The 20351-nt window shown below is 31.9% G+C and carries 15 protein-coding genes; 7 read left to right on the forward strand and 8 right to left on the reverse strand.

The genetic code is table 11. The annotated features are described in order from the left end of the window. The first annotated feature begins 447 nt into the window (after positions 1-447). The 5 genes from ACE3PD_RS07820 to ACE3PD_RS07840 all read left to right on the forward strand — a co-directional run bounded on the left by ACE3PD_RS07820 (position 448) and on the right by ACE3PD_RS07840 (position 8109). Positions 448-2619 carry a S9 family peptidase gene (locus ACE3PD_RS07820; protein WP_374401203.1) on the forward strand — a complete coding sequence of 724 codons (2172 nt, stop codon included), beginning with the start codon at positions 448-450 and terminating at the stop codon, positions 2617-2619. Positions 2620-2646: 27 nt separating this feature from the next. Further along, positions 2647-4365: a peptide MFS transporter gene (locus tag ACE3PD_RS07825; protein WP_374401205.1), complete on the forward strand. Its 1719-nt coding sequence runs from the start codon at positions 2647-2649 to the stop codon at positions 4363-4365. A gap of 78 nt (positions 4366-4443) precedes the next feature. Further along, positions 4444-6102 (forward strand): peptide MFS transporter, encoded by a 1659-nt coding sequence (locus ACE3PD_RS07830; protein ID WP_374401207.1) that lies wholly within the window; start codon positions 4444-4446, stop codon positions 6100-6102. Between the two features lie 2 nt (positions 6103-6104). Next, the gene (locus ACE3PD_RS07835) at positions 6105-7589 is read left to right on the forward strand and encodes a peptide MFS transporter (protein ID WP_374401209.1); all 1485 of its coding nucleotides are present in this window, start codon (positions 6105-6107) and stop codon (positions 7587-7589) included. Between the two features lie 52 nt (positions 7590-7641). After that, the gene (locus tag ACE3PD_RS07840; RefSeq protein WP_374401211.1) at positions 7642-8109 is read left to right on the forward strand and encodes a thioredoxin family protein; all 468 of its coding nucleotides are present in this window, start codon (positions 7642-7644) and stop codon (positions 8107-8109) included. A 2-nt stretch (positions 8110-8111) separates the two neighbouring features. Here ACE3PD_RS07840 and ACE3PD_RS07845 read toward each other — a convergent pair whose 3' ends face one another. The 3 genes from ACE3PD_RS07845 to surE all read right to left on the reverse strand — a co-directional run bounded on the left by ACE3PD_RS07845 (position 8112) and on the right by surE (position 12130). Beyond that, the gene (locus tag ACE3PD_RS07845; RefSeq protein ID WP_374401213.1) at positions 8112-10124 is read right to left on the reverse strand and encodes a ComEC/Rec2 family competence protein; all 2013 of its coding nucleotides are present in this window, start codon (positions 10122-10124) and stop codon (positions 8112-8114) included. An 84-nt stretch (positions 10125-10208) separates the two neighbouring features. After that, complete coding sequence (gene lpxB / locus ACE3PD_RS07850) at positions 10209-11345, reverse strand: lipid-A-disaccharide synthase (RefSeq protein ID WP_374401215.1); 1137 nt, start codon at positions 11343-11345, stop codon at positions 10209-10211. A 17-nt stretch (positions 11346-11362) separates the two neighbouring features. Next, positions 11363-12130 carry a 5'/3'-nucleotidase SurE gene (surE, locus tag ACE3PD_RS07855; protein WP_374401217.1) on the reverse strand — a complete coding sequence of 256 codons (768 nt, stop codon included), beginning with the start codon at positions 12128-12130 and terminating at the stop codon, positions 11363-11365. Positions 12131-12273: 143 nt separating this feature from the next. Between surE and ACE3PD_RS07860 the strand changes: the two genes are divergently transcribed. Then, entirely contained in the window at positions 12274-14427 is a 2154-nt protein-coding gene (locus tag ACE3PD_RS07860; protein ID WP_374401219.1) for a carboxy terminal-processing peptidase, read from the forward strand. Positions 14428-14469: 42 nt separating this feature from the next. Here ACE3PD_RS07860 and ACE3PD_RS07865 read toward each other — a convergent pair whose 3' ends face one another. Then, on the reverse strand, positions 14470-14988 hold the full coding sequence (locus ACE3PD_RS07865) for a hypothetical protein (protein ID WP_374401221.1): 519 nt from the start codon (positions 14986-14988) through the stop codon (positions 14470-14472). A 53-nt stretch (positions 14989-15041) separates the two neighbouring features. Between ACE3PD_RS07865 and ACE3PD_RS07870 the strand changes: the two genes are divergently transcribed. Further along, entirely contained in the window at positions 15042-15833 is a 792-nt protein-coding gene (locus ACE3PD_RS07870) for a DNA/RNA non-specific endonuclease (RefSeq protein ID WP_374401222.1), read from the forward strand. On the opposite strand, the gene rodA is transcribed toward ACE3PD_RS07870, so the two are convergent. From rodA to mreC, 4 genes are read right to left on the reverse strand one after another with little or no spacing between them, the layout of a single operon-like run. Beyond that, on the reverse strand, positions 15834-17090 hold the full coding sequence (gene rodA / locus ACE3PD_RS07875) for a rod shape-determining protein RodA (protein WP_374401224.1): 1257 nt from the start codon (positions 17088-17090) through the stop codon (positions 15834-15836). After that, positions 17091-19019, reverse strand: a complete 1929-nt coding sequence (mrdA, locus tag ACE3PD_RS07880) for a penicillin-binding protein 2 (protein WP_374401226.1) — start codon at positions 19017-19019, stop codon at positions 17091-17093. It lies immediately after the preceding gene. Then, entirely contained in the window at positions 19016-19519 is a 504-nt protein-coding gene (locus tag ACE3PD_RS07885; RefSeq protein ID WP_374401228.1) for a rod shape-determining protein MreD, read from the reverse strand. Before ACE3PD_RS07885 ends, mrdA begins: the two co-directional genes overlap by 4 nt. Next, positions 19520-20350 carry a rod shape-determining protein MreC gene (gene mreC / locus ACE3PD_RS07890; protein WP_374401230.1) on the reverse strand — a complete coding sequence of 277 codons (831 nt, stop codon included), beginning with the start codon at positions 20348-20350 and terminating at the stop codon, positions 19520-19522. Position 20351: the final 1 nt, after the last annotated feature.

Consider the following 20351-nt stretch of genomic DNA (forward strand, 5'->3'; position numbering starts at 1 on the left):
ACACAAAAAGCTCCAATGAGAAATTCAAAATAGGAACTTATGCTTTTAGATTCATTAAAAATCAAATAGAACAATTCGGCAACCGGAAAAATCAATCCGAGATACAAAAAATAATATCGATATTGTGCGTTGGAATGATGGTTTATAGTGTTTCTTAAAGTTCGAAAATCAATATTAGACGATTTTAATTGAAAGTTAAAAAACAACCCAAAAACGGTTAGTAATAAAATTAAATAAATAAAAACATATAGACTGGCAACAGCCGAGATGTTGGATAAAAAAAAGAATCCATTTTGTAGAGTTACTGTCATTTAGCGATGTTACTGTTTCAAATATAAATGTAATTAAATATTTTTATAAAATCAAAAAGTTTATTAAATCAAGTTAAAATTATGGTTAATTCATATATTTTCACTAAAATTGGAAGTTTTTTAAGAACATAATATTATGAAAAAATACAGTTTAGCGATTTTACTTTTTGTAGTAAGCTCATTATCAGTTGTAGCACAACAAAAAATTACTTTAGAAGAAATTTGGGGCGGAGCTTTCAGAACCAAAGGGATGGATGCTTTGAGCGCCATGAAGAACACCAACCAATACACGGTATTAAATTACGACAGAACTTCGAAAAGTTACCAAATCGATTTGTATGATTTTGCCACTTTAGAAAAAGTGAGTACTCTTTTCGATACCAAAAATCATCCAGAAGTTAAATCAATTGATAGTTATTCATTCGATAAAAACGAGAAAAAAATTTTAATTGCTACGAATTCAAATCCAATTTTCCGTCACTCTTTTACAGCACAATATTTTATCTACGATATTCCATCAAAAACGGTAAATAGTTTTACTACAAATGCCATTCAAGAGCCAACATTTAGCGCTGATGGAACCAAAATTGCTTACGCATTTGAAAACAATCTATATGTTCATGATTTATCATCAGGTGTAAAAATTCAAATTACGCAAGATGGCCAAAAAAATAAAATCATTAACGGTATTACAGATTGGGTTTATGAAGAAGAATTTGCCTTCGTAAAAGCGTATGATTGGAATGTAACTGGAACAAAAATTGCGTACATCAAATTTGATGAAACCGAAGTGCCAGAATTTTCGATGGATATGTACAACGAAGGATTATATCCAACACAAACGGTTTTTAAATACCCAAAAGCAGGTGAAAAAAATGCAATAGTTTCGTTGCACATTTTCGATTTAAAATCAGGAACAACAAAGAAAATCAATTTAGGAGATTACAAAGATTTTTATATTCCAAGAATCAAATGGACGAATGACGCTGCTACTTTAAGCGTTCAAGTAATGAATCGTCATCAAAATAATTTAGATTTACATTTTGTAGATGCTAACGCAGGAACTACAAAAATTGTTTTAAACGAAAAAGATAAAGCATACGTTGATGTTACCGACAATTTAACGTTCTTAAAAGACAATAGCTTTATTTGGACATCAGAAAAAGACGGATTCAATCATATTTACCACTATGACAAATCAGGAAAATTAAAAAAACAAATTACTTCTGGAAAATGGGAAGTAACCAACTATTATGGTTTCGATGAAAAATCAGGAATGATTTATTATCAATCGGTAGAAAATGGTTCTATCAATAGAGATGTTTATGCAATCAAGGTTGATGGGAAATCTAAAATGAGATTGTCATCAAAAACAGGAACAAATTCGGCAACTTTTAGCCCGAATTTCCAATACTTTATCAATACCTATTCAAGTGCAACTTCAGCACCAATGTACACTCTAAATAATTCGAAGACAGGAGCAGTTGTGAAAACAATTGTTTCTAACGAAGCAGTAGAGCAAAAATTAGCAAAATACGATGTAACTCCAAAAGAGTTTTTCGTATTAACTACAGAAAAAGGACATCAATTAAACGCTTGGATAATCAAACCGAAAAATTTTGATGCTACAAAGAAATATCCAGTTTTCATGTTTCAATATTCTGGACCAGGTTCTCAACAAGTAGCGAATACTTGGAACGGAACTAATGATTATTGGTTCATGATGTTAGCCCAGCAAGGTTACATTGTAGCTTGTGTGGACGGAAGAGGAACAGGTTTTAAAGGAGCAGCTTTTAAAAAATGTACGCAAAAAGAATTAGGAAAGTTTGAAGTAGAAGATCAAATTGATGCGGCTAAAGTAATCGGAAAATACAACTACGTTGACGCATCTAGAATTGGAATTTTTGGATGGAGTTATGGTGGTTTCATGTCATCTAACTGTTTGTTCCAAGGTGCTGATGTATTCAAAATGGCAATTGCGGTTGCTCCAGTAACTTCTTGGAGATATTACGATAGTATTTATACAGAGCGTTACATGCAAACTCCGCAAGAAAACGCAAGTGGTTATGACAACAATTCACCAATTAATCACGTAAGTAAATTAAAAGGAAACTTTTTATTAATTCACGGAACTGCTGATGACAATGTTCATGTTCAAAACACAATGAAAATGGTTGAAGCTTTAGTTCAAGCTAACAAACAATTTGATTGGGCAATTTATCCAGATAAAAACCACGGAATTTATGGAGGTAAAACCCGCTTACAATTGTACACTAAAATGACGAATTTCATTAAAGAAAAATTATAAACTAACTATTAAACTAAAACAAATTATATGGAAAACAATGCTGTAAAAACGGGGCATCCTAAAGGGTTGTGGGTTTTATTTGGAACAGAAATGTGGGAACGCTTCAATTTCTACGGAATGCGAGCAATTCTTACATTATTTATGGTAAATTCATTATTAATCAAAGAAGCAGATGCAGCCATTATTTATGGTGGATTTTTGGCATTATGTTATTTAACTCCACTTTTAGGAGGATTTATTTCTGATAAATACATTGGAAATAGATACAGTATTATGTTAGGAGGAACATTAATGGCAATTGGACAATTCCTTCTGTTTATTAGTGCTTCAACATTTGATTCTAGTATTGGAAGTGCAAAATTATTCATGTGGATTGCTTTGTTTATTATCATTTTTGGAAACGGATTTTTCAAACCAAACATTTCTTCAATGGTGGGAAGTTTGTATCCAAAACAAGAAAAAAATAAATTAGATTCTGCTTTCACAATTTTCTATATGGGGATTAACATCGGAGCTTTCTTAGGTCAATTCATTTGTCCTTGGGTTGGTGATGTTAAAGACGAAGTTACTGGAGTTAGAGATATTTTTGCTTTCAAATGGGGTTTCTTAGCAGCTTCAATCGCAATGATAATTGGAACAATTACTTTCATTATGTTGAAAAACAAATATGTTGTAACGCCAGAAGGAAGACCAATTGGTGGATTGCCTAAACATAATGGAGCGGATGATTTTGAGGAAGGAGAAACACAAACAGCTAAATTTACAGGTACTGCTATTGGTACTGCGATAGGAATTTTTGCAGCTTTATTCTTTGTGTTCAGATATTTGCTTGTGGGTGAATTTGGGTTCTCGGATGTAGCAATGGGACAATTGATTAAAGGAATAATTTATCCATTTATTTATTCTGCTGGTATTGCTTTAGCCTATTTAATTATGAGTTCTGCTGAGAACAAAGTGGAAAGACAAAGAATTTGGGTAATTTATATTGTATCTTTCTTTATTATTTTCTTCTGGGCGGCTTTTGAACAAGCAGGTTCGTCATTAACTTTTATCGCAGATAACCAAACGGATAGGAATATTTTTGGATGGAACATGCCACCGTCAATGGTGCAAATTTTTAACGGTATTTTCGTTGTAATGTTGGCATTGCCATTCAGTTTGCTTTGGGATAAGTTAAGAGCTAAGGGAAAAGAACCCGTTTCTCCACTAAAGCAAGCAATGGGATTGGCTTTAATTGCATTAAGTTATTTTATTATTGCTCATAATGTAAAAGACTTAGGGAATTCTGGATTGTTGGCAATCAAATGGTTAATGTTGTTGTACTTAATTCAAACTATGGGTGAACTATGTTTATCGCCAATCGGGTTGTCATTGGTTGGTAAATTAGCACCTAAACGTTTTGCTTCTTTATTATATGGAGTTTTCTTTATCTCAAATGCTGCTGGTTATGCTTTAGCGGGTTCGTTAGGAGCAATTATTCCAGCAACAGGTGATAAATTTCAAAAAGCAGAAGCTATTGGAGTAAATCTTCAAGATGTTTTAGACAAAAAAGTAACTTTGACAGCAGAACAAATTGCTTTGTTTGAAAAAGAACAATTACCAACTGAATATACTTCATTTGCAGGATTTGAAATCCATAATTTATATGAATTCTTCATGGTATTCGTTGTTTTATGTGGAATTGCAGCGGTTATTTTAGCTTTATTATCTCCAAGATTGAAAAAAATGATGAATGGTATTAGCTAATTGTCAATAAAAATATTTTTTATATCTTTCAAACCTACAAGAAACCCTTGTAGGTTTGTTTTTTTAATACAATAAATTATGTGGAAAAGTCATCCTAAAGCATTGCCTTACTTGTTTTTATCTGAAATGTGGGAGCGTTTCGGTTACTATTTAATGATTGGTATTTTTACCCTTTATCTGAAAGATGTCGAAGCCGGATTCGCTATGACCGAGAAAGAAGCATCCGATTTATACGGAACTTTTATTGCTTTGGTATTCTTAACTCCTTTTATTGGAGGCTTAGTTGCTGATAGATATTGGGGTTACAAAAAATCTATCGTAATCGGAGGAATTATGATGGGAGCGGGTTATTTCATGATGGGAATTCATGATATTACCATGCTGTACATCGCTATGACATTAGTTATCGTGGGTAATGGTTTCTTTAAACCTAATATTTCAACACTTTTAGGTAATTTCTATACCGAAGAACAATACAAAGACAAAAAAGACGAAGGCTACAACATTTTCTACATGGGAATCAACGTGGGAGCTTTCATTTGTAACTTCTTTGGAGCTGCTTTACAAATTTTATTAGGTTGGCAATATGCTTTCATGGCGGCTGGAGTTGGAATGTTTATTGGTGTAATCGTTTTCATTTTAGGGACGAAACACTACGGAGATAAAACAGAGAAAAAAGGTGTACAGCCAAGCGATATGCCGTTCTGGAAAATTGTAATGTTTATCTTAGTACCATCTGCAGTTTTTGGAGTTATTGGTTGGTTGTTAAAAGGAGTGACTTCTGAGGCTAATCCAAACGGTTATATTTTTGGTTCGGATAGTACAGATGCTTTTATTTTCGCTTGTATTCCTGTAATTTTCTTCTACGGAAGTTTATATTTTAAAGCCAAAGTAGAAGACAAAAGACCAATCGGTGCTTTGTTAACCATTTTCGCAGTGGTAATTTTATTTTGGGCAGTATTCAAATTGAATGGTTCAGCTTTAACAACTTGGGCTGACCGTTATACTGATAGAGAAATCACAGGAACCACTCAAACGGTTTTCAATGGATTGAAATTAGCCAAAGAAGTAGAATACAAAAAAGATACCGTTGAATTATACGACTCGAGTTTCCGAATTCAAAAAGTAGATGGAGAAGTTCAAAAAACAGTAGATTATCCGGTTTACTTTAGAAACGTAGCTAAAGATAAATTACCTGAAGAAGGCGCTTCTGTTTCACTTTGGGCAACCAATTTAAGTCAGTCAATCAATCCTGGTTGGGTAATTATTTTGACTCCGTTAGTTGTTGCTTTCTTCACATTTTTAAGAAATAGAAAGAAAGAACCATCAACTCCAACAAAAATCGCATTCGGGTTATTAATCTCGGCTTTATCCGTTTTAGTAATGATTGCTGCGGTAAATATGGGAGCAAACGGAACCGAAAAAGTAAGCGTTTGGTGGTTAGTTGCCAATTATGGAGTAATCACAATTGGAGAATTATTTTTGAGTCCGATGGGATTATCAGTAGTTTCCAAATTAAGTCCAACGAATATTACTTCTTTAATGATGGGTGGTTGGTTTTTATCTACTTCTATCGGAAATAAATTAAGTGGGGTTTTAGCGAGTCTTTGGGATACCTATGACAACAAACAAGATTTCTTTTGGGTTAACTTCGGATTATTAATGTTTGCAACTATGTTGATGTTTGTTTTATTGAAACAACTTAATAAGGTAATGCAAGAAAAAGGAATTCACTAAGAATGGAAAAACAAATTACAATTGAAGAAATTCAAAACTTTGAAGGAAAGTATCCAAAACAACTTTGGTATTTATTTACGGTAGAAATGTGGGAGCGCTTCTGTTTTTATGGAATGCGAGGAGTGCTGACTTTTTTTATGGTGGATCAACTTCTATTAAAAGATGACGCTGCCAATTTGCAATATGGTGCCATTCAGGCCTTTGTATATGCTTTTACATTCATAGGTGGAATATTTGCGGATAAAATTTTAGGCTTTAAAAAATCATTATTCTTTGGAGGAATTGTTATGATTCTTGGGAATTTACTGATTGCATTTGCTCCTCAACAAATGTTTTATTATGGAATTGCTTTTTCAATTATAGGAACAGGTTTTTTCAAGCCTAACATTTCTTCAATGGTTGGGGAATTATACCATGAAAAAGATCCAAGAAGGGATGCAGGATACGGAATGTTCTATGCAGGAATTAATATTGGTGGTTTACTTGGCGGTGCGCTTTGTATTTATTTGGGTAAATATCATTCATGGACGTTATGCTTTTTAGCAGCAGCAATTGTAATGGTAGCAGGTTTAATAACTTTTCTATTAACAAAGAAACACCTTGGGCCAATTGGAGATTCACCATTATTAGCAATGCCAGAATCGAAAAGAAAAATTAGAGAAATTGCTGTTTATGTAGGGTCTCTTTTAAGTATTCCATTCATTTATACTATGGTAATTAATACCGATTACACTGATTATTTCATGTACACAATTGGAATTGTTGCAATTGGTTATTTTGTTTTTGAGTTATTAAAATTAGGTGAAATAAGCTTGCAAAAAAAGTTAATTGCGGCATTTTCATTTATCTTTTTTTACTTCTTATTCAATGCAATTTATGAACAAAGTGGCGGTTCATTATCGCTATTTGCAAAAGATAATTTAAATTCTAATTTATTAGGTTTTACCATTGATCCTAATGTTGTTAATAATAGTTCAAACACATTTTTTGTTATTGTTTTAAGCCCACTAATAGGATTATTATGGTTGTGGTTAGCAAAGAAAAAAATAGAACCTAATACGTTAATTAAATTTGGAATTGGTTTTTTATTTCTTTCAGCTTCCTTTTATTTGTTCTATTATACCAAGTTTTTTGCAAACATCGACGGTATAACTTCTTTAAATCTTTTTACGTTTGCTTATTTAGTAACAACAATTGGAGAGCTTTGTTTGGGACCAATAGGTATGTCAATTATCACAAAATTATCACCTAAAAAATTGTTCGGAATGATGATGGGATTATGGTTTTTGGCAAGCGCATTTGGGCAATTAGCTGCTGGAAAATTAGGTGCCGCAATATCACAATCTAATGGAGGAACAACTTTAATGTCTAAATTACAATCTTATACAGATGGCTATTATACGTTAGCTATTTATGCTTTGGTTGCTGGAGTATTTTTGATTGCTATTTCGCCAATCATTAAAAAATTAATGCAAGAAGTTAAGTAACAGCTATTTTTGGCATTTAATTTGCTTAATTTTGTTTTATAAAATTTAAAATATGAAAAAGATTTTACTAATAGCGTTTTTAACTTTGACTAGTATGTCAATCCAAGCGCAAGAAGAGTTAACATGGCATACCGATATGTCCAAAGCAACTGATATTTCAATCAAAGAAAACAAACCAATGTTTTTGTTTTTTACAGGTTCTGATTGGTGCGGATGGTGTATTCGTTTACAAAAAGAAGTTTTCAAAACCCCAGAATTTATCAAATGGGCAAAAGATAATGTGGTTTTAGTAGAATTAGATTTTCCTAGAAAAAACGAACAAACAGATGCTGTAAAAATGCAAAATGCGCAGCTACAGCAACAATTACAAGTTAGAGGTTATCCAACGGTTTGGTTTGTAAGTGCTGCAAAAACGGCTGACGCTAAAGTAAATTTAAATGCTTTAGGAAGTTCTGGTTATGTAGCTGGTGGTCCAAAAGTTTGGATTGACGGCGCTAACCAAATTATCAAGAAGAAATAAACTTATTTCAAACTATAAAATCCCTTTTCGGCAATAGCATGGAAAGGGATTTTTTCTTTTCTACAAGTAGCTTCCCAACGTTTAATGGTGTTTTTGTAGTTGGTTTTGTCGGCAATAATCTCTTTTGGTTTTATTTCTTGAATTAATCGGATTAGATTGATTTTAGGATTTTGAGTTAAAACTACAATCTCAGGTTTAATTGAGGTTTTGTAAATTCCTAAACTATCAACTACCAAAATTCTTTTATTTCGGAATGAAATTGCATTTTGCATAGGGAAAATTCGTAATGAATCGGAAAACGTTCCTCGAGTGTAATGATTTAAAGTAGTGTTGTGATTTTCCGGAATATCAGTAAACGCAATAACACTATTTTGATTTTTGATTCCGATTAAAGTCGATTTTTCATTAAAAATAACTAATTCACTTCCTTGATTTTCATTCCATTTTACACTAATGTAACTCAATTGGAAAAGTAAAATCGTTGCTAAAATATATTTTACATTTTTAATTTTTGTGTGATACATCCAATAAATAAAAGTAACGATAACTAAATACATCGAAAAAGTCAACCAACCCGAAAACGAAATATTTGTGATAATGCCGCTTTTAAATTGGGCAATCCAATGAATATAATCGTTCATAAATTGAATGCTGAATTCTAAAATTTTCCCTAAGAAAACTGCAACTGTAGGAAGTACATAATTTAGAGGTAAAATCACAATTCCAACAATCAAAACCAAACTTGAAAGTGGAATAATAACTAAATTCGCTAATAAAAATAACAAAGGCAATTGATTGAAATAATACAAACTCAAAGGTAGAACACCAATTTGCGCTGCTAATGAAACTAAAATCGTATCGGTAAAGTAAACTGCTATTTTATTTTCGGAAAAATAGAATTTCTTGTAAAAAGGTTGAAACAAAACAATCGATAAAACGGCCGCATAACTCAATTGAAACCCAATATCAAAAATCGCATTCGGTTTTAACAATAAAATTAAAAAAGCGGAAATAGCTAAAGCATTATAAATCGCTTTCGGCTGATTGAAATAATTTCCAATGCTAATAAAACTAAACAATGTCACGGCTCTAGTTACCGAAGCCGGCAAACCCGTAAGTAAAGCAAATAGCCATAAAATCGCTAAGACGATTAGTAATTGAATTTCCGCTCCAAATTTCACTCTTTTCAAAGGTTTCAACAAGAACACAATAAAGAAGTAAATGATAGAAATATGCAATCCCGAAATTGCTAAAATGTGAATCACACCGGCATTGGAATAATCGGCAATCGTTTCTTTGTCTAATTCCAATCGTTGTCCTAAAATTAAGGCATCAACTATAGCTTTGGTTTTGGTATCAAAATGATGAATATCGAAACTTTGGCTAAGATTGTTTCTTAAATTTTCAATGTAAAAATCAATGGTTTTATGCGTTTGAATGATTTTAATTTGATTTTCTTGCGTGTAAATTTGATGAAAAACGTTTTGTTTTTCTAAATATTTCGAATAATCAAATTGGTACGGATTGAAAGCTTTTGGAACAGGATAAATCGCTCTATTCAGCCAAATTTCATCTCCAGAATGTAAGGTTTCAATATTTGATTTTGGAACATAAAGCAATAGTTTTCCAGAAGCAATCGAATCATTAAAGTGCGAAAGTGAAATAAAATATTTATAGTATTTCTCATTCGGTTTTAAAGTTGTGGTAACGATAGCTCGAATGGAATTGGATTCTTCAAATGACTTTTTAGTGTAATGATGTTTCGAATTCAAATCGGAATGAATATAAAAACTCATCATTCCTAAAGTAAAAGCGAGTAGGTAAGTGGCAATTCCGAAAAGAGAATTTTGAAGCAAAGCTTTTTTACTTTTCCAAAAGAGGAAGCTAAAAATTCCCAAAAAAGAAAATAGTAAAATTACAAGTGTTTGAAAACTCCACTGCAAGTGAAATTCTGCAATAATTCCTATCGCGAAACTAATGGTAATGGTGAGTAAAGGAAACTTAAATACTTTCAATCACTTTTGTTTTTGAAGTAGTGTTTAGTTTAAAGGAGTTGGGACTTCTTATTCAAAAATATAAAAAATCTGTTAAGTTTATATTTAATCGATAGGAATTCTCTTTATTTTTTTGAAAGAATTTACAATCAACTCAGCAGTCTTTTTACTTGCGCCTTCGCCACCTAATTTTTGTTTTAAATCGGCATAATTTTGCAATAAAACGGCACGACTATCTGAATTTAGAATTTTATTCAATTCTAATTTTAAGTTTTTCGTATTCAATTCTTCCTGAATTAATTCTTTAACCACTTCTTTATCCATGATTAAATTTACTAACGAAATGTATTTTAAAGTGATGATGCGTTTAGCAATTTGGTAGGAAACCCAACTTCCTTTATAACAAACCACTTCAGGAACATTAAAAAGCGCAGTTTCTAAAGTTGCAGTTCCGGAAGTTACCAAAGCAGCGTGCGAATGACTTAACAAATCATAAGTTTTATTCGAAATGAATTTCACATTTTCATTCGTTAAAAAGGGTTTGTAAAACTCATATTCCTGACTTGGAGCACCTGCAATCACAAATTGATAATCAGGAAAATCGTTGGTTACCGAAAGCATAATCGAAAGCATTTTAGCAATTTCTTGCTTGCGACTTCCGGGTAATAATGCAATTATTGGTTTCTCAGATAAATTATTTTCTTTCCTGAAAACTTCATCTGAAACTTCAGTTCTACTAGAAATAGCATCAATTAACGGATGTCCAACGAAATGAACTGGGAAATTGTGCTTTTTCTCGTAAAAATCCTTTTCAAATGGAAGAATTACATACATATAATCCACATCGCGTTTGATGGCTTTGATACGGTTTTCTTTCCAAGCCCAAATTTGAGGTGAAATATAATAATGTGTTGGGATATTTCGCTCTTTTGCCCAAGTAGCAATGCGCATATTAAATCCAGGGTAATCGATAAAAATAATCGCATCGGGTTGAAACGCTTCAATGTCTTTTTTGCAGATTTTGATATTGTTCAAAATCGTTTTTAGATTCATTACAACTTCAATAAATCCCATAAAAGCTAAATCTCGATAATGCTTAACTAGAGTTCCGCCAACGTTTTGCATTAAATCACCACCCCAAAAACGAATTTCGGCAGTTGGGTCTTTTTCATACAAAGCTTTCATCAAATTTGAACCATGTAAATCGCCTGAAGCTTCTCCTGCTATGATATAATATTTCATTTTCTAATCGTCTAAATTTATAATTCCCAAGAATTTAATTGTTGCATCGCATGATGTGCTGTTAAATCAAATTGCACCGGTACAATCGAAATATAACCATTTTCTAAAGCCCATTCATCCGTATCAGTTCCTTTATCTAAATTGACAAATTTGCCAGTTAACCAATAATATTCTTTTCCTTGTGGATTCGTTCTTTTGTCAAATTCCTCTTGCCACATGGCTTTCGCTTGACGACAAATTTTTACTCCTTTGATATCTTCTTTGCTTAATTTTGGAAAATTAATATTCAAAATTACACCTTCTGGTAAACCATTTTTCAAAACTTCAGATGTAATTTGTTTTACATGAGATTTAATAGGGTCAAAATCGGCATCCCAACTGTAATCTAACAACGAAAATCCGATAGCAGGAATACCTTCGATTCCAGCTTCTACTGCTGCACTCATAGTTCCCGAATATATCACGTTAATAGAAGAATTGGAACCATGATTAATTCCTGAAACGCATAAATCGGGTTTTCTTTTTAGAATTTCATTCACCGCAATTTTTACACAATCTACGGGAGTTCCGCTACAACTGTATTCTTGTTCAAGGTCTTTGTCTAAATGTACTTTTTCTAATTTTAAAGTGTTGTTTATGGTTATTGCGTGTCCCATTGCGCTTTGTGGACTATCGGGAGCAACAACAACAACTTCTCCCAATTCTTTCATCACTTCAATTAATGCGCGAATTCCAGGAGCAACAATGCTATCATCGTTAGTTACTAGTATCAGTGGTTTTGACATTTTTTGTACATTTTTTGCTAAATTAAATAATTTATGTCGAAACCTTTTTTTTGAAGCCCAATTTTTGTGGGTTTAACAAAAAATTATAGTAATTTGCACACTTGTGGCATGATTTTTTGTGTAATTTAGTTGAAAATTTTTCAATGAAACGAATAGTGGAATTTATGAAAAGAAATTATAAGATTATATTGTTGGTAACTGCTTTATCAGCAATACTGTGGAGTTTTATTCCAAGTCAGAAAAAAGAAGATCCTGAAAAAGATAAACTTTTATTAGAATTGTTAACGTTTGTTTTAGAGAAAGGGCATTATAGTCCAATCGAAATGAACGATGATTTTTCTAAAAAAGTCTATGCTAAATATTTGGATAACATAGATCCTACAAAACGTTTTTTCATTCAAAGTGATATTGATGAGTTTCAAAAATATGAAAATTCAATTGATGATATGATTAAAAATAAAGACCTTACATTCTTTAATTTAACTAACGAACGTTTGTTAAAGAGAATGAAAGAAGCTCGAGATATTTATGAAGATGTACTTTCAAAACCGTTTGATTTTAATCAAAAGGAAACGATTAATGTAGATTATGAAAAAATGCCTTTCTCCAAAAATAAGTCTGATTTAAAAGATAGATGGAGAAAGCAATTGAAATTACAAGCACTTTCTTCTATTACAGATAAGCAAAAATTAGAAGAAGATAAAAAGGAAAAAGAACCAAATACAGCTGTAAAATCTTTCGATGAAATTGAAGCGGATGTGAGAAAGAATTCTTTGAAATCATTAAACGAATACTTTGATTTTATCGAAGATGAATTAGATAGAAACGATTGGTTTGCTATTTATTTAAATTCTATTGTTGAACGATTTGATCCGCATACTTTTTACTTTTCACCTGACGATAAAGAAAAATTTGATGTAAGCATGAGCGGAACATTCCAAGGGATTGGTGCTCGTTTACAAAAGAAAGAATCGGGAGTTGAAGTTTCAGAATTAATTTCTGGTGGGCCAGCTTGGAAAGGTAAAGAATTAGAAGCGGGTGATTTAATTTTAAAAGTTGCTCAAGGTAAAGAGGAACCGCTTGATATTGCAGGAATGCGTTTAGATGATGTAGTGAAAAAAATCAAAGGGCCCAAAGGAACCGAAGTTCGCTTAACAGTTAAAAAAGTAGATGGAACGATTAAAGTGATTTCAATTATCAGAGATGAAGTTGAAACAGAAGAAACGTTTGCTAAATCGAGTATCGTTGAAAAAGATGGAAAACGATTTGGAATTATTTACCTTCCTAAATTCTATATCAGTTTTGAAAACAAACAAAATAGAGATGCTTTTAAAGATGTTGCCGCTGAGGTAGAAAAATTAAAAGCTCAAAATATCGATGGTTTAGTAATGGATCTTCGCGATAATGGTGGAGGTTCTTTAGAGACGGTGGTGAAAATGGTTGGATTATTTATTCCTGAAGGTCCGGTTGTTCAAGTAAAAGCTCCAGGCAGAAATCCTGAAATTTTACCTGATCCAGATAAAAGAGTTCAATATGATGGACCTCTTGTAGTGATGATTAATAATTTTTCAGCATCAGCATCAGAAATTTTTGCTGCTGCAATTCAAGATTATAACAGAGGAATTGTAGTGGGAAGTAAACATTCTTATGGTAAAGGAACAGTTCAAAATGTGATTGACTTAAATCAATTTATTAGAGGTAATTCTTATGGAGATTTAGGTGCTTTGAAAACAACCATTCAGAAATTCTACCGAATTAATGGTGGTTCAACTCAAAGAGAAGGCGTAAGAAGTGATATTGTTTTTCCAGATCGTTTCTCTTATTTAGATATGGGCGAACGTGATGAAGAAAGTGCAATGCCATGGGATAAAATAGCGCCAGCTAAATACCAACCTTTGAATGCAAATTTTGAAAACGTAATTGCAAATAGTAAGAAAAGAATAACGGCTAATCCTACTTTTAACTTAATTGATGAGAATGCTAAATGGATTTTTGAACGTAAAGACGAGAATGTTTTTAGTTTGAATCTGATTGATTTCAAAAAGGAAATGGATGCTTCTGATGCAAAAGCTAAGAAGTTTAAAGCTATTTCAGAATACAATAATAAATTAAAATTCTCTTCTTTACCAGATGAGGTAGCTCTTTTTGAAAAAGACACTATTTTGAAACAAAAAAGAGAACGTTGGCATGAAGATTTGCAGAAAGATGTTTACATGGAAGAAACTTTAAATATTATTTCAGACATGAAATCTTTAGCAAAAGGTAAAGGATTGCCACAAAAGCTAAGCATGAATTAATCCTAAAAATAAATCCCGATTCGTTAGAATCGGGATTTTTTATTAATCTAGTTTGTCAAGTTTGTTTTGTGCTTTTTCTAAATCTAATTGTAGTTCTAAAGCTTTGTTTTCCTTTTTAAGAATTTTCTCTCTCCATTTTAATTCGTCTTCCGTACTTAATTTTCCTTTTCTTCTAAGCTTTTCAAATTTCTCTTTATCTTTTTCTAAATCTTTTTTGTTGTTGTTAATTTTAGACTTAGCTTTTTCGATATTATTTTTTGCTTTCTCTCTTTGAGCCGCTGCTTTCTCAGCTTGCTTTAGTTCTTTTTCTGCTTTTTTCTGAGCTTTTTCAGCTTCTTTTTTTGCCTTTTCCGCTTCATTTAAAGCTTTTTGACGCTCTTTTTCAGCCTTTTGCTGTTCTTTAAGTATTTTTTCTTCAGCTTTAATTCTTTCTTTTTCCGCTTTTTGTTGCTCTTGAAGTAGTTTTTCTTGCTTCACTTTAACACTATCGATAACTGTTTCTTGAGCAATCATAGCTTGTAAACTGAAAAAAGCTACAAGAAATAAAAATTTAATTTTCATGATTTTGGATTTTAAAATTATCTTTACAAAGGTAACAAAAACTTAGCCAAAACATGAAAAGATTGTATTTCTTACTAATTATAGTTTTGTTTTATTCGTGCAAAGAGTCAAGAATTGATGAAGATTTTTTAATTAAAAGTGATGAGGTTTCGATTTCTAAAAACAAACTTAATACAGATTTCGATTTTTATCCCACTTCTACAACAAGTGATGTTTATAAACGCGATTCCTATTCTTTTTCCTATTCAGAAGAGCATGAACAAAGCGAATGGGTGGCTTATTTTTTAGAAAATGAAGATCTTACAAATTCAAATTTCAAAAGACCTTTTTTTGAACAGGATCCATTAGTAGAGACCGAATCGGCAGACTGGAGAAATTATAAAAAATCAGGTTATGACAAAGGTCATTTGTGTCCGGCTGGAGATAGAAAGAAAACGCTTGATGATTACAACGAAACTTTTTTTACTTCTAATATTAGTCCGCAATTACATGAATTTAATTCTGGAATATGGAATCGTTTGGAAGAAAAAGTGCGATATTGGGCGGTAAAATATGATGGATTATATGTTGTTACAGGTGGGGTTTTGAGTGATAATTTAAAAACTATTGGAAAAGAGCGTGTTTCTGTTCCTAATTATTTTTACAAAGTGCTTTTGTCAAAAGATGGGAATAAAATGATTGGTTTTTTAGTTCCACATCAAGATTCTGATAAACCTTTATATGAATTTGTGGTTTCGGTTGATGAAATTGAAAAAATGACCGGAATTGATTTTTATCCTAATTTACCAGATAACTTGGAAAATCAACTAGAAGCAAAATCGGATTATAAAGGATGGAGTTTTTAATTACCATTCATTAACTTTATTAGCATCGAGCTTGATAAAGATGAAAAGTAAAATGGTAAACGCCCACAAACTTGATCCTCCGTATGAGAAAAAGGGTAGTGGTACTCCAATCGTTGGAAATAACTTTATCAACATCGCAATATTCACAAAGAAGTGTGTAAATAAATACGTTGCCACACAATAGCCATAAACCCGACTGAATTTGGTTTTTTGGTTCTCGGCTAAGTAGATTATTCTTAAAAATAAAGCAGCAAAAAGCAGAATTACAATAACACTTCCTATAAATCCCCATTCTTCACCAACGGTTGTGAAAATATAATCGGTATGTTGTTCAGGAACGAAACCTCCTTTAGTTTGAGTGCCTTCTAAATAGCCTTTTCCTAACAAACCACCAGAACCAATTGCAATCATGGATTGGTTTAAGTTGTAGCCTTCTCGCTTCATGTCGACATCATCACCAATCAATACATTAATACGATCTTTTTGATGGGGTTCTAATACATTGTCATAAACATAGCTAACGGAAAAGGCAAATCCCGCCATTACTAAATAAAGTAATCCGTAAACTATAGGATTTCGGGTTATTTTTCTGTTGAAAACATAATGTATTATCATTATCACAAAAATAACTGCGATTAAGTAAATGGGTTGTATGACTAAGGATAAAAAGAATAATGCTATGGCAATGATTCCTGAGAAAAAGTACCAACTAGGTAATCCTTCACGATTTAAAACAAAGATTAGTGAAACGAAAATCATGGCACTACCTGCGTCGGGTTGCATTCGAATTAAGAAAACAGGTATAAAAACGATTGCTAATCCAATTATTTGATGTTTTGTGTATTTTAAATTTATTTGGGAATAACTTAGGTATTTTGCCAATAATAAAGCTGTTGCTGTTTTGACAAACTCAGAAGGTTGAAAACCAAATCCACCAAATTGATACCAGTTGGTTTGCCCTTTTTTAGTAACTCCAAATACAAATAAACCAAGTAGTAGTATAATTCCTAAACCATAAAACACAAACGAAAGGCGTTCAAAGATTTTTGCATCAGTAAATAGGATAATAAAAATCAAAGGAATTGTTAGTCCAATGAAAAGCATCTGACGACCATATATTTGAGATAAATCAAATATAGAAGTTTCTTCTAATGGTAACGAAGCTGAATAAATAGTCATCCAGCCCATAATCACTAAAACAATGTAAAGTAATATGCTGATGTAATCGATTCTATTTCCTACGCTTTGATTTTTCATTTAGTTTTCCTCTTCTTCTTTTTTGGCTTCGCTAATTTCTACATTGACTTTGTTTAAAGAATCTTGAACTCTTGTTGGATCTACTTTTCTTTGGAAAATAATGTTTTCAATTTTTCTATATTCGTCTTCAATACTTCCGTTAAGCATTCTTGTTTCCAAATCTTTACGGGTTATTTTACCATTTAAATATTTTTCAATCATTAAGGTGGCAATAGGTCCAGCCCATCGACTTCCCCAATATCCGTTTTCAATGAATACTGCTAAAGCAATTTTTGGATTTTCTCTTGGAGCAAAAGCCACGAAGATGGAGTGGTCTTTTAACTGATAAGTTTTGCCTGCAACTCTAATTTTATTTTCAGCTGTTCCTGTTTTACCACAAATTTTAATTCCTTCTACTCTTAATCCAGAAGCAGTACCGAAATTATACACATCTTCCATTCCTTGAATTATAGGCTGGAAATATTGCTTATCAATTGTTGTATAATGCTTTGTTGTGTATTTTTTATCTAAATTTTGACCTTTAATTTTCTTAACGATATGAGGTGTAAAGTAATATCCTTCATTTGCAACAGCAGCCATCATGTTAGCTAATTGAATTGGTGATGTTAAAACTTCACCTTGACCAATTGAATTTGAAATTATATACGAACTTCTAATTTTAGCACCGTTATAAACTCTTTTGTAAAGTTTAGAATCAGGAACTAAACCTTTAGCTCCAATAGGCATATCAGTTCCTAAAAATTGCCCTAATCCAAAACTTTTAACGTGATTTGCCCAGTTGTCCACACTGTAATTTGAATTGGAGTATTTTTCAATAATTCGCTTGTAAGTATGTCCAAAGTAACTATTACAAGATTTGTAAGTTCCATTGTTCAACTGAAGTGTATGTAGTCCGCAGTGGCATTTCATAAAACGTCCAAAATTGGCTCCATGATTACAATAAAAAGTTGTTTGTTCATCAATAACTTCTTCTTGTAATCCAATTAAACCAGTTACAATTTTAAATGGTGAACCTGGAGGATATGTAGCTTGAAGACTTCTATCATACAATGGTTTTGAAATCGAATCGTTGTATAAAGCAGTGAAGTTTTTAGAGCGTTGTCTGCCTACTAAAAGTGCAGGATCGTATGTTGGAGCTGAAACCAAAGCTAAAATTTCTCCTGTTTTTGGTTCAATAGCCACAATTCCACCTCGTTTGTTTATCATCAACTCGGTTCCATATTGTTGAAGAGCGTGATCGATAGTTAAGGTTAAGTCTTTTCCTTGTTGAGCAATAGTATCAAACTTTCCTTCTTTGTATGGGCCAATAATTTTGTTGTGTTTGTCACGAAGTAAATATTTTACTCCTTTTACTCCTCTTAAAATTTCTTCGTATTGTTGTTCAACACCTTGCTTTCCAATCAAATCACCACTGTTGTAGTATTTGTTTTTTTTCAGAATGGCTTCATTGACTTGTGTTATGAATCCAAAAATGTTGGCGCCTTCTTTAACTTGATAATCTCGTAAAGAACGTTTCTGCGTATAAAAACCTTCAAATTTTCTTTCTTTTTCCTGAAATGCTGCGTATTCAGCTTTGTTCAATTGAGACAAGAAAACAGATGGTAATATTGGGCTATACACTCTTGCTTTTTCTACTTTTTTAATAAAGTCAGCTTTCGTAATGTGTAAAAGTGAACAAAATTCGGTAGTATCAATATCTTTAATTTCTCTTGGTACCACCATGATATCATATGATGGTTGATTGGCAACTAATAATTTGCCATTTCTATCATAAATATAGCCTCGCTCCGGAAAATCAAATACTTTTTTAATGGCATTGTTTTCGGATTGTAGTTTTAAATTTTCATCAATTACCTGAAGGTAAAATATTCTAGCAATCAGGATAACCGAAGTAATTATAATTACGGCGGGTAATAAAGCTTTTCTCATCGCTTACTTGGCTTAATTATATATAGAATTAGTAAACATATAGTAAACGTAAAAATAGTACTGAAAAGTGTACGAATCAGTATTGTAAAGAATAAATCAAATCTAAAATATTCAAAAAAGAATAAAACAAAATGATGAATAAAAATAGCTAACAACAATAAAGTAATACGCTCTGGCGAAATTTTATCATTAATTTTTACCGTTTGATATTCGTAGCTTAATCCAAATGCAAATTTAAAAAGCGATGGTCTTATGTAAGCCAAAACTAAAGAAGCCATAGTGTGAATTCCACCCGAATTACAAAACATATCCAAAAGAATTCCCATTGCAAAACTTCCTAAAAGTAAAACACTTTTATTGCTATTAACTGGATATAATAAAATAAACAAAACATACGGATACGGGTTTAAATACCCAAACATATTAATATTATTAAATATTAAAAGCTGTAAGAGTAAAAAAACTACAAATCGGATGCTATTTAAAACGCTATTGTTCACTTATTGTTTTGGTGCTATGGTTGCTGCTTCTAATTGTTGTTTCTCTTTTTTTCTTTTGTTTTCAATAACGTAAACATAGCCTAACGATGTCATGTCGTTGAACAAACGAATATTAATAGTATAATAATTTGTTTTCTTGTCGATGAAGATCTTATCAATTTTTCCAATTGGAATATTCTCTGGGAAAATATCTGAATTTCCACCTGTTACAATTGAATCCCCGTGTTTTAAGGAAGCCAATCTTGGAACGTCAATTAGTTGTGCAAAACCTACATTTCGTCCATCCCAAATTAAAGATCCAAAGTGATTTGAATTTTTAATTTTAGCATTAATCTTTGATTTTGTATTTAAGACACTTAAAATAGTTGAATAATTTGCAGAAGTTTTTTCTATAATACCAACAATTCCTTTGTCATTCACCACTCCCATATCGATTTCAATTTTCGAATTTTTTCCAGAATTGATGGTGATGTAGTTTTCCCTTGTGTTAAAGGTGTTTTTTACCACTTTGGCTACCACGACATTGTAATTGTTGAGGTCGTTTCTAAATAATGTTTTAGAAGTCAAAATGGTGTCTTTTTTGTTGAATAACAATTCTTTAAGCAATGCATTTTCCGAAGCTAAATCTTTGTTTTTTTGCTTTAAACTGAAATATTCATTTACCTCATTCACTTTTTCATAATAGGCACCAGTAACAACGTTAGCTGAATTTACATACTCGCTTCGGTGATAGGAGTGCGATTTTACAACCAAAGAAAATGAGATGCCCAAAAGCAGCAAAAACAGCAATCGATGGCTGTTTTTTATGATAAAATTAATTATTTGCTGCATG

It is taken from the genome of Flavobacterium sp. (genome assembly GCF_041911335.1).
Taxonomy (GTDB): Bacteria; Bacteroidota; Bacteroidia; order Flavobacteriales; family Flavobacteriaceae; genus Flavobacterium.

What these genes read in the sequence shown, in the direction of transcription:
- mrdA (WP_374401226.1), bottom strand. Translation starts at nt 19,019, where the DNA reads ATGAGAAAAGCTTTATTACCCGCCGTAATTATAATTACTTCGGTTATC.
- rodA (WP_374401224.1), bottom strand. Translation starts at nt 17,090, where the DNA reads ATGAAAAATCAAAGCGTAGGAAATAGAATCGATTACATCAGCATATTA.
- lpxB (WP_374401215.1), bottom strand. Translation starts at nt 11,345, where the DNA reads ATGAAATATTATATCATAGCAGGAGAAGCTTCAGGCGATTTACATGGT.
- ACE3PD_RS07865 (WP_374401221.1), bottom strand. Translation starts at nt 14,988, where the DNA reads ATGAAAATTAAATTTTTATTTCTTGTAGCTTTTTTCAGTTTACAAGCT.
- ACE3PD_RS07840 (WP_374401211.1), top strand. Translation starts at nt 7,642, where the DNA reads ATGAAAAAGATTTTACTAATAGCGTTTTTAACTTTGACTAGTATGTCA.
- ACE3PD_RS07830 (WP_374401207.1), top strand. Translation starts at nt 4,444, where the DNA reads ATGTGGAAAAGTCATCCTAAAGCATTGCCTTACTTGTTTTTATCTGAA.
- ACE3PD_RS07825 (WP_374401205.1), top strand. Translation starts at nt 2,647, where the DNA reads ATGGAAAACAATGCTGTAAAAACGGGGCATCCTAAAGGGTTGTGGGTT.
- ACE3PD_RS07820 (WP_374401203.1), top strand. Translation starts at nt 448, where the DNA reads ATGAAAAAATACAGTTTAGCGATTTTACTTTTTGTAGTAAGCTCATTA.
- ACE3PD_RS07860 (WP_374401219.1), top strand. Translation starts at nt 12,274, where the DNA reads ATGAAACGAATAGTGGAATTTATGAAAAGAAATTATAAGATTATATTG.
- ACE3PD_RS07835 (WP_374401209.1), top strand. Translation starts at nt 6,105, where the DNA reads ATGGAAAAACAAATTACAATTGAAGAAATTCAAAACTTTGAAGGAAAG.
- mreC (WP_374401230.1), bottom strand. Translation starts at nt 20,350, where the DNA reads ATGCAGCAAATAATTAATTTTATCATAAAAAACAGCCATCGATTGCTG.
- surE (WP_374401217.1), bottom strand. Translation starts at nt 12,130, where the DNA reads ATGTCAAAACCACTGATACTAGTAACTAACGATGATAGCATTGTTGCT.
- ACE3PD_RS07870 (WP_374401222.1), top strand. Translation starts at nt 15,042, where the DNA reads ATGAAAAGATTGTATTTCTTACTAATTATAGTTTTGTTTTATTCGTGC.